Source organism: Crocosphaera sp. XPORK-15E, assembly GCF_034931425.1.
In the GTDB taxonomy this organism is placed as follows: Bacteria; Cyanobacteriota; Cyanobacteriia; order Cyanobacteriales; family Microcystaceae; genus UHCC-0190.
Window position 1 is genome coordinate 13207 of the sequence record NZ_JAYGHQ010000001.1, and the last position, 15197, is coordinate 28403.

General features: G+C 37.4%; 13 protein-coding genes. 2 read left to right on the forward strand and 11 right to left on the reverse strand.

The window, feature by feature from the left end; genetic code table 11:
- Positions 1-25: 25 nt before the first annotated feature.
- The gene (locus VB691_RS00050; RefSeq protein ID WP_323289413.1) at positions 26-5968 is read left to right on the forward strand and encodes a translocation/assembly module TamB domain-containing protein; all 5943 of its coding nucleotides are present in this window, start codon (positions 26-28) and stop codon (positions 5966-5968) included.
- A 161-nt stretch (positions 5969-6129) separates the two neighbouring features.
- Here the strand turns inward: VB691_RS00050 and VB691_RS00055 are convergent, their stop codons facing one another.
- From VB691_RS00055 to VB691_RS00070, 4 genes are all read right to left on the reverse strand, one after another.
- Positions 6130-7266, reverse strand: a complete 1137-nt coding sequence (locus VB691_RS00055; protein ID WP_323289414.1) for a fatty acid desaturase family protein — start codon at positions 7264-7266, stop codon at positions 6130-6132.
- Between the two features lie 187 nt (positions 7267-7453).
- Entirely contained in the window at positions 7454-8221 is a 768-nt protein-coding gene (locus VB691_RS00060) for a glucosamine-6-phosphate deaminase (protein ID WP_323289415.1), read from the reverse strand.
- 17 nt (positions 8222-8238) lie between these two features.
- Positions 8239-8412: a hypothetical protein gene (locus VB691_RS00065; protein ID WP_323289416.1), complete on the reverse strand. Its 174-nt coding sequence runs from the start codon at positions 8410-8412 to the stop codon at positions 8239-8241.
- 58 nt (positions 8413-8470) lie between these two features.
- Positions 8471-9946, reverse strand: a complete 1476-nt coding sequence (locus tag VB691_RS00070; RefSeq protein ID WP_323289417.1) for a BCD family MFS transporter — start codon at positions 9944-9946, stop codon at positions 8471-8473.
- A 290-nt stretch (positions 9947-10236) separates the two neighbouring features.
- On the opposite strand from VB691_RS00070, the gene VB691_RS00075 reads away from it, so the two are divergent.
- The gene (locus tag VB691_RS00075) at positions 10237-10584 is read left to right on the forward strand and encodes a hypothetical protein (RefSeq protein WP_323289418.1); all 348 of its coding nucleotides are present in this window, start codon (positions 10237-10239) and stop codon (positions 10582-10584) included.
- A 109-nt stretch (positions 10585-10693) separates the two neighbouring features.
- Here the strand turns inward: VB691_RS00075 and VB691_RS00080 are convergent, their stop codons facing one another.
- From VB691_RS00080 to VB691_RS00110, 7 genes are all read right to left on the reverse strand, one after another.
- On the reverse strand, positions 10694-11947 hold the full coding sequence (locus VB691_RS00080) for a DUF445 domain-containing protein (RefSeq protein WP_323289419.1): 1254 nt from the start codon (positions 11945-11947) through the stop codon (positions 10694-10696).
- Positions 11948-12020: 73 nt separating this feature from the next.
- Complete coding sequence (gene ubiE / locus VB691_RS00085; protein WP_323289420.1) at positions 12021-12734, reverse strand: bifunctional demethylmenaquinone methyltransferase/2-methoxy-6-polyprenyl-1,4-benzoquinol methylase UbiE; 714 nt, start codon at positions 12732-12734, stop codon at positions 12021-12023.
- A 324-nt stretch (positions 12735-13058) separates the two neighbouring features.
- On the reverse strand, positions 13059-13349 hold the full coding sequence (locus VB691_RS00090; protein WP_323289421.1) for an addiction module antidote protein: 291 nt from the start codon (positions 13347-13349) through the stop codon (positions 13059-13061).
- 9 nt (positions 13350-13358) lie between these two features.
- Entirely contained in the window at positions 13359-13484 is a 126-nt protein-coding gene (locus tag VB691_RS00095; RefSeq protein ID WP_323289422.1) for a hypothetical protein, read from the reverse strand.
- Positions 13477-13668 carry a hypothetical protein gene (locus tag VB691_RS00100; protein WP_323289423.1) on the reverse strand — a complete coding sequence of 64 codons (192 nt, stop codon included), beginning with the start codon at positions 13666-13668 and terminating at the stop codon, positions 13477-13479. The genes VB691_RS00095 and VB691_RS00100 overlap by 8 nt, the downstream gene beginning before the upstream one ends.
- A 238-nt stretch (positions 13669-13906) precedes the next feature.
- Positions 13907-14704, reverse strand: a complete 798-nt coding sequence (locus tag VB691_RS00105; RefSeq protein ID WP_323289424.1) for an abortive infection family protein — start codon at positions 14702-14704, stop codon at positions 13907-13909.
- A 155-nt stretch (positions 14705-14859) separates the two neighbouring features.
- Positions 14860-15195, reverse strand: a complete 336-nt coding sequence (locus tag VB691_RS00110; RefSeq protein ID WP_323289425.1) for a hypothetical protein — start codon at positions 15193-15195, stop codon at positions 14860-14862.
- Between the last annotated feature and the right edge of the window lie 2 nt (positions 15196-15197).

The window sequence follows — 15197 nt, forward strand, 5'->3', positions numbered from 1 at the left end:
TTTGCAGACCCCTGGCTAGGTAATCATGACTAATACCCCCCCTAACCCTCCACCAGAACCGTCTGAAAGCGGTACATCATTATTAGGACGACTGGTTAATTTTGTCAAGAAACCCTCAACTTTGCTCGTTGGAGGGGTATTGTTATCCCTAGGAGTTGCTGGGTACGGGGGTATCAATTATTTTGTCTATGAAAAGTTGTCTCCTCTCCTCTCATCAGAATTGAGTAAACTGTTAGAAAGAGAGGTAAGAGTGGGAGAGGTTGAAAGTTTTTCTTTCAATCATATTCGTATTGGAAATTCTGCAATTCCTACCCAAGAAAATGATCGAGATAGAGCAGATATTAAGGGAATTACTGTTAATTTTAGTCCCTTACCTCTGCTTATTGGTCAACCTTTAGAGCTTGATGTAACTATTGATGATCCTAATGTTTATATAGAACAAGATAAAACAGGTAAATGGGTAAATTTACCAGAAATGAAAGGGGAAGGAGAGCTTAATTTACCGATTGATATCAAGGCGAATATTCGCTTAAATAATGCGGATGTTTCTGTGCTTGCTAATGGGTTAAAGGATATAGTTAAAATTGAGGCAACAGGGAAAGGTGGCTATACTTATAAATCTAATGATGATCAACAAGTTAGTTATGATTTAGGGGTTCAGCTTTTAAGTAGTGATATAGAAATTAAGGGAGAAACTCAGATTAAAACGTGGGAAACTGAGGCAGAATTGAGAATAAATCAATTGTCATTACCTAAATTAGTTGCTTTAATTCCCAATTTACCTGTTACTGTAAAAAGTGGATTAGTTGATAGTAATTTAAGTATTTCTTTGCCCTCTTTAGAAGGGATAGAAGGAACTAAAGGGGTAGGAACTTTTGATATTTCTAAGATTGAAGCAAATATTAAGCCGTTAAAAGTTCCTCTTAAGCTTAATTTAGGTATTGAATTACAAGGAAAAACCGTTAAATTTAAGAATACTAAAATTAGTTTAGGGGATGTTATTACAGAAGTTAAAGGCTCGGTTAATTGGCAAGAAGGCTATAATATTGATGTTGATCTTAAACCGTTTATTGTAGAGAATGTATTAAAACTTTTTCCCAACCAAATACCTCTTAAACTTGCTGGAGAAATTCAAGGAAAAATTCGCTTAAGTGGTGAAATTAAAAATCCTATTTTAACGGGAACTATTAATAATACTAAACCATTGTTGATTGAAAAAACACAAATTCAAGCTCTTAAAACTGTTTTTCAAGCTAACTTAAATCAAGTTAATCTCAAACAATTTCAAATCAAACCAACAGCAGGGGGAGTAATTACAGCAACAGGAAAAATAGATACAGGAATTTTAAAATCTATTAAAGAAAATAAACAGATTAATTGGCAAAAAATGCCTATTGCTTTGGGTTTTCAAGTTCAATTACCTAATCAAAAATTAATTGAACCTTACTATAAATCTCCTCTAAATGTTAGTTTAGGTTCCCTAACTGCCCAAGGTAAAATTGGGGGAAACCTAGGACAACCTAAAGGTAAAATAGAATGGCTTGCGCCCAATATTGTAACAGTTTCCGGTCAAAAAGTATCAGGAAAAGGCGCAATTTTGTTAGCGGGAGAAAATGTTTTATTACAAGACACTGTTTTAACTTCTAACAGTGGGAATATTACCTTAAATGCTGTGGGTAATATTAAACGGAAACAATGGCAAACCTTAGTGACTGCAAACCGTTTTTCCTTAACCCCTTTTGTACAATTTACCTGTTCCTTAATTAGTTGTCCCGCAGCCATTTTAAATCAAAAAATTACTCTGAGTAATGCCAATATTAACCTATCAGGAAAACTCGATAATTTTGCCCTCAATACTATTAATAGTCGAGGAAATCTCACCTTAAATATTGATCAGGGTGTGATCGCCCTTAATACTAATCTTTCTCAAGGTAATCTTAACACGACTGCCATTGTTTCAGGGTTAATTCTTGACCCCTATCTTCCTAATATTTCTATTCCCGTACAAGTCAGAAACACCAAAATTAATTTATCCGGTTCCCTTGACCAACTTTTTGCCAATTCAACCTTTAATCTTAACCGTCTTAATATAGATGGTAATGTTCAATTAACGGTTGCAGGAAATCCCATTAATGCTAATCTAGAAATAGGTAATGGTATCTTAGCAGCCGTAGCTAATGTAGGTAAAATTCCCCTTAATTCCCTCATTCCTAATTTACCTGTACAATCAAGTTTAGTTAGGAGTAATATTGCAGTAACAGGCAACCTCAATTCTCTCATTGCTTCTCTAGGAAATACCCCAGATATTAGTAGCTTTCGCGGCACAGCTAACCTACAATTAATTGTAGAAGGAAGTCTAGTCAATGCAACTGGAAGATTAGGCAGTGACATAATTAGCGGAGTCGTCGATTTTTCTCAATTACCTCTTAATAAGTTTATACCTAATTTACCAATTACTGCTCAATTAACTGGGGCTGAAGTAACTCTTTCAAGTCGAGTCAAGCCACTCCTATCAAGCACTCCTGACTTAAGCAGTGCTTTAGCAACTGTTAATTTAAGACTTGCTACTGCCCAAGGAACAATTAACACCTTAACTCGCCTACAAAATAATCAATGGAATACACAAATAGCTGCATCCAACCTCAATTCTGCTCTAATTTTAAGCCAGCTTGTTCCCAATGCCCCCCAAATCGAAATTAATGACTTGAATGCCCAAGCAACCCTTTCCGGTAGCCTTAAAAGCATTTTTGAAGGGGGCGAAACATTACCAATTATAGCCAATAAGATTGCCCTTCAAATCGATGGACAAAAGTTAGAAGCTAGTGGAAATTTACTGATTTCTAACATCTTAACAAATCCTGATGCTCAAATTAACCTAAAAATTGCAGCAAACTCGAACTTTGCCAGCTTACCTTTAGCTCAATTAATTTCCCTAATTCCCGTCGATCAAAAATTCCTACCCGAAGAACTAAAATTAAGAGGAATGGGAGAATTTAAGGGAACTTTAGTCGGTCAAAATTTACTAACTGCCCCCACAAACCCAGGTAATATCCAACTTTTAGGCGATCTAAAACTTCTTAATCTTGCCTTTAATGATCGCATATTTGAACCTAAATTAACTGGAAAACTTAACGCAACTATTGGGGAAACTATTGCTTTGAATTTACGGGGAAATGAAGATATTATCTCTGCTTCCCTGCAACCTTGTACTCGTGAAAATTGTCCCGCCCCCTATCTTCCTACATCCTTTGAATTACGTCAAACTTCAGGGGACAAACCACCCATCATTGCAACAGGAAAACTCAGAGGTGATGAATTCGTAGCTACCGTTAAAGAATTCCCCTTAGACATATTCAAAATTGCCCCAGGAAAAGAGTTTGGAATTCCTGGATTTATTTCAGGGGTTGTTAATACTGAAATTGCCATTAACTTCTTTACTTTAGAAGGAAAAGGAACTATAACTATAGATCAACCCAGTTTGGGATTTATTCAAGGCAACCAAATAACCGCAAATATTCTCTATCGAGATAACTTCGCCCAGTTAAAAAATGCCACCCTAAGTTTAGGACAAAGCCTATATGCAATGCAAGGATCACTTAACTTTAAATCTGGGGCAATTCAAGGTAACTTAAATGTAAATCAAGGACGAGTTGAGGACTTATTAATTGCTTTAAAACTCTCCAATGTAGAACGACTTTTAGACTTATTAAAAATTCAACCCATTGACTATACTAATGCCCAAAATATTCCTTCCCAGTCTGTGGGAAATGCTAATGCTACCATCGCTGAACAAGTTAACTTATTAGCGGTAATCGATCAACAAATTCGAGAATTAGCGAGAAAAAGAGAAGCGGGAGGTATTCCCACAGAATTAGATATTCGTGGCCGTTTTGATACAGAAATTGCCCTAGGAGGAACCCTAATTAAGCCTACCATAAATGTTGAATTCACGGGTCAAAATTGGGAATGGCATCCTCAAGCATCCTATCCTGATATTATAGAACCCTTGGGGTTAGTCATTGTAGATCAACAAGTTATTCCAGTTAATGAAATCAAAATTGCAGCCAGTTTTGTTGATAATGCCATCACCATTAAACCCGCTAAAATTCAAATTAAAGATACAATTCTGGCCTTAGATGGTAAACTTTCTCCCCAACAAATTGACCTTAATTGGCAAATTAATTACTTATCCCTTGATACTATTGGTAACTTCATCAAAATTCCCTTAGATACATCAGGGGCCCTCAATGCTTCAGGAAATATCAACGGAACCCTAATTGCTCTCCAATTACAGGGACAATTTGCCTTAGTTGATGCAGCATTTCAAGGAAAGCCTTTAAATAAAACTGTTGAGGGACAATTTAGTTATCAAGATGAAAGGTTTAAATTATTAACGAATGAACAATCAATTATTTATGCTTCTGTTAATATTCCCTTTCCTCCTAATTCAGATAATAATGAATTTGATATTAATATTCGCCTAGATACTGACGCACTTAAATTAGTGAATATTTTCACCCGTGAACAAGTCTTATTAACCAGTGGAGAAGGAGAAGTTATAGCAGAAATTAAAGGAAAACTTGACTTTTCTCAAGGGTTACTTCTTTCTCGCTTAGATGCTAAAGGACTGGTAACTTTAAACGAAACTGTTTTCCAAAGTTCAGCCCTACCGCAACCCTTAACAGTAAGTGGAAAAATTGCTATGGATGACAAAGTAATTGATGTACAACAACTCCAAGGAACCTTTGCCGATAGTAAATTAAATATCGCCGGAATTTTACCCCTATTTACCCCTCAAAATAATCTTGAAACCCCTCTCACCGTTGTCATTGAACAAGGAGAAATTAATTTAGAAGGATTATATAGGGGTGAAGTTGATGGTAAAGTAATTGTTACTGGTGTGGCCATTCAACCAATTATTGGGGGACAAGTTATCTTAGCTAATGGACAAATTTTGATCCCTGAAATTTCTAATGATAGTCAAGGAGAAAAAGTCGCAACCATTAATCAATGGGTTGACCCACGTGCGAGGAGAGTAGCAAGTAATAATAAACCAGTTCTTTTTAACCCTCAACTCCAAAATTTTAAGGTGAGTTTACAAAATTTATTTGTTGAATCTTTGCCCTTATTTCGATTTGAATTCGGCGGTGATTTATTAGTTAATGGTTCCTTGGGAGACTTTAACGCATTACAACCTCAAGGAGCAATTAATGTTAATCGTGGACAGTTTAACTTCTTAGATACTCGCTTTTTTGTTGAACGTCGTAATCAAAATCAAATCGTTTTTGACCCCAAACAAGGATTATTAAATCCGATATTAAATATTCAATTAAGAACTATTGTTTCCGATGTTTCTGGGACAATAAGAGGATTTCGCACAGAAGGAACCACCGAAATTCCTGATGATAGTCTCAATAAAGTGCAACGGGTTGATATTAATTTAGCCCTCAATGGTTCCCTCGCTCAATTAGTTCCCAGTTTAGGAAAAAATGAATCAGAAGTGTGTCAAATTCATGATGCTTTGCAACCTATTACCACAACAGCTACCCTATCCGATGAAGAATTAGAAAAAGTTAGTAATTGTTTACAACTATTAGCAGAAAAAGGGACAAGCGATCAACAATTATTAAGTAATCCAGCAATCAAATTAACCAGTAGTCCCTCACGAAGTCAGGGGGAAATTGTTCGTTTATTAGGGCAACAATTCTTAGTTTTAGCAGAAGCATTCCAAGGACAAAATACAGAACAATTAATTCAATTTGGTATTGTTCAATTGGCCTTGCCGATGCTTTTCCAAAGTTTAGTTTATGATATAGAAACTTCTGTTAGTGATACCATTGGTAGCACAGATTTTCGCATTGTTCCTTTCTTAGAAACCATTTATGAAGTGGAAGATAAAGGTTATGTCCGTTTATCCTATGATTATGGTTTTAATGAGTTTCGCGTAAGATATGAAAAACGGTTTTAACTGAGATCTTGCACCATGATCAAAAAATCACAAAACCCCGATTTTAAAATACTTAAACCAAGCATAACTTCGTTACTATTTGGTAAAAAATCGGGGTTTTCAAGCTAAGTACAAGATCTCAATTTAACTCAAATTTTCAATTTTTCATCGTCTCTTAATGACTAAATCTCAACTGTCATACTGCTGCTTGTTTTGACAGATTCTTTGTCATTGGGCATCTTAACAGGGCAAGGAACAGACATTTTTCCTGACCAGTCTGTCAAGGTATTTTCATCTTTGTAACTCCGAGGAGTAGTTAACAGCAAATGCCACGCCTCCCCCGCGCTCAATAAATTAAAGCGATCAGGATAGTGGATTTTTAACAACTCTTGAACCATGGGATAATAGTCAGAGTTCATTCCAGGAAAAATATGATGTTCAGTATGATAGGAAAAGTTTAAATGCAACAGATCAACTATTTTAGGAACCCGAATAGAAACACTATTGAGCAGTGGATCATTAACGCTAGTCATTGGGGAAATCAGGTGATGTGTATAAATATAAAATATCAATACAGCATAACCAATTCCTATAGGTAAAAAGTAGCTAAGGATGAGTTTTAAGGGATCGAATTGCAGATAGACCAAGATACTCAGATGAATCATTAACATAACAAAAAATTCCCCTGCGATCGCCCAACGCTCCTTAGCACTGACCCGAAAAGAGGCAGGGAGATAATCGACAGATTGCCCGTTAAAAAACAGCACAGAGGTCAGATTTCGGAAGGCATAATACCCCCATACTGTCCCCATTCCCACAACTAACCTTATGGGATTAACATCAAAAGAGGGAAGAAATTGATGATAAAACCATTTACTCCAGGTATTAGGTTGCTCGTATAAGTAATTGCGGTCAGGATCATCCAAGGAATTTGTTTTATTATGATGTACTCGGTTATGAACGACTTTCCACAACGTCGGCGGCATCCACAACATTGTTAGCCCTAGCAAGGTAATCCAATGAATCAGCCTAGAGTTTCTAATTACAGTGCCGTGCATTAGATCATGACAGCTAACGGCCAAGCTCATGACGCTATTGCCCATGATGATAGCTATGGGTAAATACAGCCATAAAAGATATATTGACCAAGAATCTAAGTGACTTGCTATCATCCAACCCAAGACTAAAATTGTCAAATTAATGAATAGAATGACTAATTTTGTCGGATCGGGAAGAAACGCTTCAGCCGGAAGAAGGGGGCGCAACTTTTTCGCATAGGTTCCCTGGGGAATCAATGCTTGAGAGTTAGTGAATTGCATAAAAATGTTGACTTTTACTATTTTTTATGGCGATTAAAGTAACCATTTGTATTTATATTATACCATGATCTATTATCAATGAATAATGAATAATTAATTATTCATTATTCATTATTCATTATTCATTGGTGAAGGTGAGATTCTAGGTAACGATCAATACCTATTGTTTCATAGCTAAAATCGCCTTTTATAACAACGCTGCTGATTCTTTATCTAAGAATAAAGTCGCGTCAGAATGTTGACGTAAAACCGAAGCAGGACAATGCTTAGAAATTCCCCCTTGTAGTATTTCTTTGATGATTTCTGCTTTGTTTTCTCCTGTGGCTAAACAGATAATTTTTTGGGCTGATAAAATAGTAGGAATAGTGACAGTAACGGCATATTTTGGCACTCTTTCAAAGTCTTGGAAATGTCCTTGATGTACTTGAACCCAACGAGTTTGTTGATCAAGACGGACTATTTTGACCCAACGAGGATCATTAAAATTAGCTACTTGGGGTTCATTAAATGCTAAATGTCCATTAACTCCTACCCCTAAACAACAGAGATCAATCGGATGTTTTTTCAGTAATTCTGTGTAGCGATCGCATTCATCTAAAGGTTCTAAAGTATCCCCAATTAAATAATGAAACGCCTTGGGATTAATGCGTTTTTCAACCCTTTCATGGAGATAAAACCGAAAACTTGCCGCATCTTTTCCATCAATACCCAAATATTCATCTAAATGAAATAAATTAATTCGTGACCAATCAATTTTTTGAGAAGCAATTAATTTATCTAAAAACTTAAGTTGAGAGTTTCCTGTGGCCAATAATATAGTTGCTTCACTTTTATTCTGTAAAATGTTCTCTAAATATTCTTGTCCAATTTTTGCTGCTCCTATTGATAAGTCTTCCTCAGTTTCATAGATCTGAGTGTTAAGGGAATCAACCATTAATAATTGATGAGATATCATGAAAAAATCATCCCAAATTAAACTTGAGGATCGATACGTTTATCTGGCATATCTGGAGCCATTTTTACCTGTTTCAATGAGTAACCTTGTCTTTCAAGATGTTGAACAAATTTATCAGGGTTAGATTGAGAGCCATTATTCTCATTTGGCAGAGATTTTCTCTCTTTTTTTAACTTAGCTTTACGTCCCATAGTTTTAGTTTTCTACTGTACATTATTATAGCGTTTATCTCCTCACCCCTTCACCACCTTAATCCAAGTCACCTTCCATCACCGTAGTAATAGCCATTTTCGCATTATCCCTAAATTCTTTCACGTCCACTCGTCCCAATAACCAAATAGCGACTAACAGACCGATCGCTTGGATCACAAAAACTAACCCATAGGACAAAACAGGAATCGAAAAGATCTCCTTCCCCACATTCAAAACTGCCCCACCCAAAACCGTAGATATTCCTCTGGCCATAGATTGAGCTAAACCCCAGGCTCCGATGAAGGTTCCGGCAGTTTCTGCTACCGTTAAATCTAACATTAAACTGGTGGCCCCGGCCGTGATCATTCCTGATGCTAAGCCAAAAAATAGTAACCCCGACTTAAGTAAACTTGGACTCTCCATTACGCCGGCCAAAATAATTAAACTAAAACAAGCAGATGCGAGCAGACAACCAATTTTTGTGGTTCTTTGTTTTCCTAAACGGGGTATGACTAAAAACCCGGTTGAGGCGATCCCGAAAAGGGTTCCGGTGCCAAAAAATGCGTTTAATTGAGTAGTTTCAGCAATACACATTCCAAATACTTCCCCCCCATAAGGTTCCATCACCGCATCTTGCATAAATAAGCTGAGGGTTAGTACCAAAATAAAGCTGAAAAAGAGTCCAGTTTGACGACTTGCGGTTAAGACTTCTAAGGCATTTTTCAGGGTAATTTGATCTTCCCGTTGAACGCTACGAGAACGCATAGTAAAACGAGAATAACGGGACTCTACTCCCCAAGTTGCCAAAAAACACATTGCCAAAACAATCCCAGGCATAATGATAAAAACAGGGTTAACCGTTGCTTGGAGTGTGGCAATATTGACAATTTTTGTGGTTGCCGTTGGATCATAGGAAAGGATCGCTTCGCCGCAAATTTCTGGGGTATTCAGTAATTTTGAGCTAACAATAGCCCCTATTACAATACCCACCATCAACATTGACCAAACTATTCCCACAACCTGCGATCGGTTATCATCATCGGAAACATCGACTAATAAGGCTGCAAAAGGGGTAGAACTAATACTCAGGGCCAACCCATAACCAGCAAAAACGAACCCTAAAAAGGCGGCCCAACCATAGGACATCAAACTCCACCCCGTTGTCTGAATACTGGTTCCCAGTTGCCAAACTACTTGTAACGCGATGAATGAGAGTACGGTGAATAAGACTGTTCCAATCCACACATAACCTGTACGATGATAGCCCTTGATCGGTTTACTATCGGACATTTGCCCAAACCAAACCCGCGCGGGACTGACAAATTGATACATGGCGATCGCCGTTGCTGCGATCCAAGGCAGTACAGTCAACTCATCAATCATAATCCGATTGAGGACTCCCAAGGTCAAAAGAGACATGATCCCCAGTCCCATTTGGAATAATCCTAACCGAAACATCGTCAATAGTTTAAGTTTGGGTAAAGGTTTATGGCTATGGGGTGGAGAAGTAGGCGAAAAATTTTCTTTGGTCATTTTTAGGTGGTTATTTGGTCTTTTTTATTTTAAATAGTTTTTTCTCTTTAGGCAATTATAGAATTAATCAGATGTAAATTTTTCATGATACTCATCCTATTGGGTGAACTACAAAGGGGAAGATAATATATAATACCTCATCTTATAATGAGGGTCATAGCAACTTTCTCCCTGTCAAACTTTCTGTGATCTTAAGCAAAATTTAATTTGCTAATTTCAAGATTTGATGACAATGAGGGTTGTCTATGATTACCCTGAAGTTTATGCAATTCATTAGGCAACTTTTTACCATGAAAAACCTCATCTTTGCTAGTTTATCAGTGGCTCTTTTGTCTAGTATTGTCGCTCCTGCGATGGCATCCGAAGAAGTCGCAGCAGTTAACCTGAATGGCAGTAGAAATGTTACCTCTGAATTATCTCCTGTTCATCTTGTTCAATTAGCTTATAAGGGGTATTTTTCTGATTTAGGGATTCCCAGTCATGGCGGGTTCAAAAGTGCATTAATTTCTAACAAAATTAATGCAGAAATCCTAGTGAGAAGTGCGATCGCTAAAGGTAGATTATCTAGTAATGCTCTCCAGAATCAATATTATTTAGACATTGTGAATATAGAATTAGAAAGCCAATTATTTAACTAAGTTTCCAACCTTAATAGAGCAGGAGGAAAGTTTGAGATAGATTTCCTCCTGTTTTTTTTGCTTCTTTTCCATTAAAATAAGTAGAACGGTAGGAGAACTTTTTAGGTGGTTATCTAAATAATAATAAAATTGTTTGAAAAATCCCCACCAGAAAGCCTAAAACTCCCCCTAGATTAACAATTGCTTGTAATTCACTTTTAACAATTCCTTGAACTGCGGCTTCTAAATTTTGAGGAGAAGTAGCAGTTACTCGATCAATAATCACTTGATCAATAGATAAAATGGGAATTGCTTGAGCCACAATTTTTTCTAAATCTTCCTCTAAATATTTGTCTAAAATTAAAGCTAATTCCTGACTAATTGTTTCCAGAGAAGTAGTTAAAGCTGCTGAATTTTGCAGACGATTAATAATAATAATAGATAACTGCTCCCAGTCAACAGTTTGAGCAAAATCTTGAATAAATTGGCTTCCACTTTCTTGAACATAATTTTGAACAGTTTCACGGGTTGTTTTGCGTAATTGTCTCACAGTAGAAACGGGTAAATTTTGTAAGGAAATACTCTGTAACCATTCCCGTAAACGACTCCGTACTTCTAAAGATAATAATAATTCTTTAAGTCTTGTATTGGCCATTTCTTGTTCTTCTAAACAAAAACTGCGTAACCGTAATAAAGTATTACGCACCCCAAATAAATTGGCCACAACCCAATAAGTGCCACTGGTTTTTTCTCGAACCCCTTCATCAATAACTTGAATATTTCTTTCCGTGAGAAAATCAACTAAAGTTTGACGCAAAATATCAGGGGGAATAACCCCTTCAAGTAACCAGTTTGCCAACTGTCTGGCCTGGGTATCAGTCAGACGAAAATCTAAGATAATTTGGTCAAAAATTTGATTTATTTGGTGTTCTAAAAAATCAGTGCGACGGGCCAAAGCTTTCAAAAGTCTGGGTAAAGATTCGCTAAATAAATCTCGAAGAATCTCAGATAAAATTTTAGCTGTTTTTTGTTCCTTATCCGTTTTAACTTGTTTAATTGCCAGGTTTAATAACCATAAAATTGCTGTTTGTACCCGTTCCGTTTTTAATAACCGTTGGGCCAACTTTTGTAATTCTTCTGGGGTTAATAATGACCCCATAATCGTATCAGAAACTTTTTTAGCCAGTCGCTCTTGGTTACGGGGAATTAAGCCAGGGGTAAAGGGTAAACGACGTTTGCCAACATAAATCGCCTGGTAAGGACGAAATAACATATTAATAGCAATATCATTGGTAAAATAACCAATAATTGCTCCGGCGATCGGCGGTACAATAATAGTGGAAATTAGAGATAAATCTAGGGAAGAAAAATCTAAGAAAGTCATAATCAAGTCAGACGTGAACAAATACGATCAAAGGCGATCGCTTATAAGACAAATGGGACTGATTCCATTATGACTAATCTTTAGTCCCTACTAACACCCCCATCATTCCTCCTGCAATGGGATAATGAACAACATGGCTAAATCCTGCCTCATTAGCTAATTTTACTTGTTCTGTTCCCAGGGGAAATCTCTCCAAACTGGGCATAATATAAGCATATTCATCCGTTAACCCGAAACCTTTAGCAGTGGGAACTACAAAGTTATCGAGATACCATTGTTGAAGGATACGCATCCAGGGTTGAGTCGGACGATGAAAGTCTAGGATAGCAACTTTTGCAGTAGGTTTGAGGACACGATGTAATTCTTGCAGACAGCGCGGAATATCCACAACGTTACGCAGTCCATAACCCATCGTGGCACAGTCAAAGGTGTTATCCTCAAAAGGTAACTTAAGGGCATCTCCTTCGACCCATTTGAGGGGTAAGGAGGGATAATTATGTTGGGCCCGTAGATCTGCGATCGCCAATTGTTCTGGGGAGAAATCTAACCCCACTACCCGGCCAGTTTTTCCCACCTGACGGGCTAATAATTGAGCTAAATCACCGCTACCACAGCAAACATCTAACCCCACATCTCCTGGTTGGGGTTCGCACCATTTAACAGTCATTTGCTTCCATATACGATGTTGTCCCAGACTTAACCTTTGATTGAGTTGATCGTAAACTGGGGCAATGCGATCAAAAATACCTTGAATTTCCGTAGCAGAATGCCAAGAATTATCACTCATTATTAATTGCTTATAAAATGAACATAGGACTATAACTATTATCTAATAAGTTGGGCTGATAAATATTTAAAGAACAAAAAGAACAAAAAATAAATAGAAACACCACAAGAGCCAATAATTAACAGCAACAATCGTCATATCCCCAAGGATAATTTTCACTATAATACCTATTATCCTGACTCAAACATTTAAACACTCTAACATCTCCATCTTAACGCTGTTTTAATTCATCCAAGATTAAGGTGCGTTACACGCACGTTTTCGCACCCTACAAGATCGCACTGGAAACACCGAGATCTCTCGTCCGTCCGCACCAACGCAGTGTTAGGCAATGGGTACAACCTGTAAGCGTAATCCAAGTGTCTGTAAAGATTTGAGAACTGTGGCAAACTCTGGGTTGCCTTCGATCAACAAAGCTTTGTCGAGACTTTCACGCTCTAACCCTGTTTCACTGGCAATATGTGTCATTCCTTTAGATCGAGCAATATCACCTAATGCAGCTACCACTAAGCTTGGATCGCCATCTTCAAGGGCAGCTTCAAGATAGGCGGCTATATCTTCTTTTGTTTCCAGATGCTCTGCTGCATCCCAAGGATAGGTTTGAATAGTAGCCATGAAGACCTCCTATAAGTCCTGAGCTAAGGCTCGATCTTGTTTTAGAGTAGGAATACTAATGATTAAACATGGTCTAATTTTGGCGACGTAACCTAAATCTATTAGCCATACTTCCCCACGTTTAGGACTACTCATAATCAGCTTCTTGCTGGTCTAATACCAAGAATAATGATTCAGCATTTAAAATGAGATCCTCATCGGTCAAGGGTGGAAATTCACAATAGATAAGCCGTTTTAATATCTCTTGTGCCACCTCAATTTGCTCTGCATTAGGTAACTTATCAAAGTTACTCAAAATTTCTTGTACCAAAGCGGCCATTCTCTTAATCCATCAGGTCTAACTCATATATCCATATTATATAGAGAAAACCCAAGTGAAACCCAACAAATCATCATAGGGGGTGGGAGCAGTTGATGTTGGGTTTCGTTTCCTTCGACTATCGCTCAGGACACCGCCTCAACCCAACCTACAAGATCCGCGATCGCACTGAGGTGTTGGGGGGATAACGTTCCAGTTGAGCGGCTGCAAATAACCTTTGTCACATCACCAAGATCTCTCAAAAGTCCGCTCCAACCGCGTTGTTAGGCTGCTGTTGCTCCACTACGAACTTCGCATCGAGATAATGCAGTAGTGAACGCACTATATTTATTACAAGCATTGCCTCCTCCTTGTTCAGTAAATCCTCATTAGGGTGCGCCACACTTGCATTATTTCTTATTGGGTTCAGTACATCCATAATGCTGGCAGATGATTTAAGAATACGCTCAATATCTTGCGAACGTGGACCTAAGTCCTGGAGTGCAGGATGATGTTGACGGAGTAATTTGAATAACTTGGTCATACTATCGTCCTTACAGTAAACAATATTTTCAACCTTACAAGCAGCACGTAGATAACCATGTAAAGTAGTATGAATTCGATCAACTCCGCTAACTGCATCACTGGTTTGAATTAGAGCTTCTACATCTCTAATCGTACGTTCTACAATTGCGCTATTAATCTTGAGATCAGGACTTACGACTGGTGATGAACCTTCCAATCTTTTGGCTATTTCTAATAACTCTACATAAAGTTCTTCTGTTCTTGTTTCTGGGCAAGATGGTGCATTTAATTGAAACCTTGCTAAAACACCATGCACTATCTTTGCTTGCGCCTGTGGCAATGCTCCACTTAAGATGGCAATAAATCTTTCGCGGGTAGTCCCTTCATACTGATTGGGATCTATATCAAGCTCACAATACTCAGGATAAAAATCAGCATGAGTTCGATAACTGAAATCACCGAGATAACCACCAGATACACCAATATATCGGTTAACAACTTTCCTTATTTCTGTACTTGTTAAACCTGCCATAATTGAGTCTTAAGATTGACACAATACACCACTAAAATAGTACCACATATTACAGATAAATATCAACAAATTTCCCACATTTCCTATATTTCATCTATCAGCCTGCAAAACCTGTTCAGGAGATGCCTAACTAATAAAGCAGTGAGAACAAAGAATTACTCGTAGCGTACTTTCTTGGATTTGATTACATCAAGTACATCATCATGTTTTTGCCCTTCAATAATGTCCTTAAGATGAATTTGTCCATCAATATATTGAATGTGAATGCGCCAACCTGAAACCTTATCAATATCAGCACGATAGATAGCTTGCTTGACACCTTTTACTTTGTGTAACCTCGTTTTTGGAAATTTTCTTGTTCTATGACACTCGTTGTCCTCAAGCTCTGCCAAAGCTTCAAGAAAAGCAATTTTCAATTGGTCATCTGGCAAAATTTTCATTGCTTGGTAGATAATTCCGTATTCATCAAAAAGAATAAGCGTTTGTGCCATAA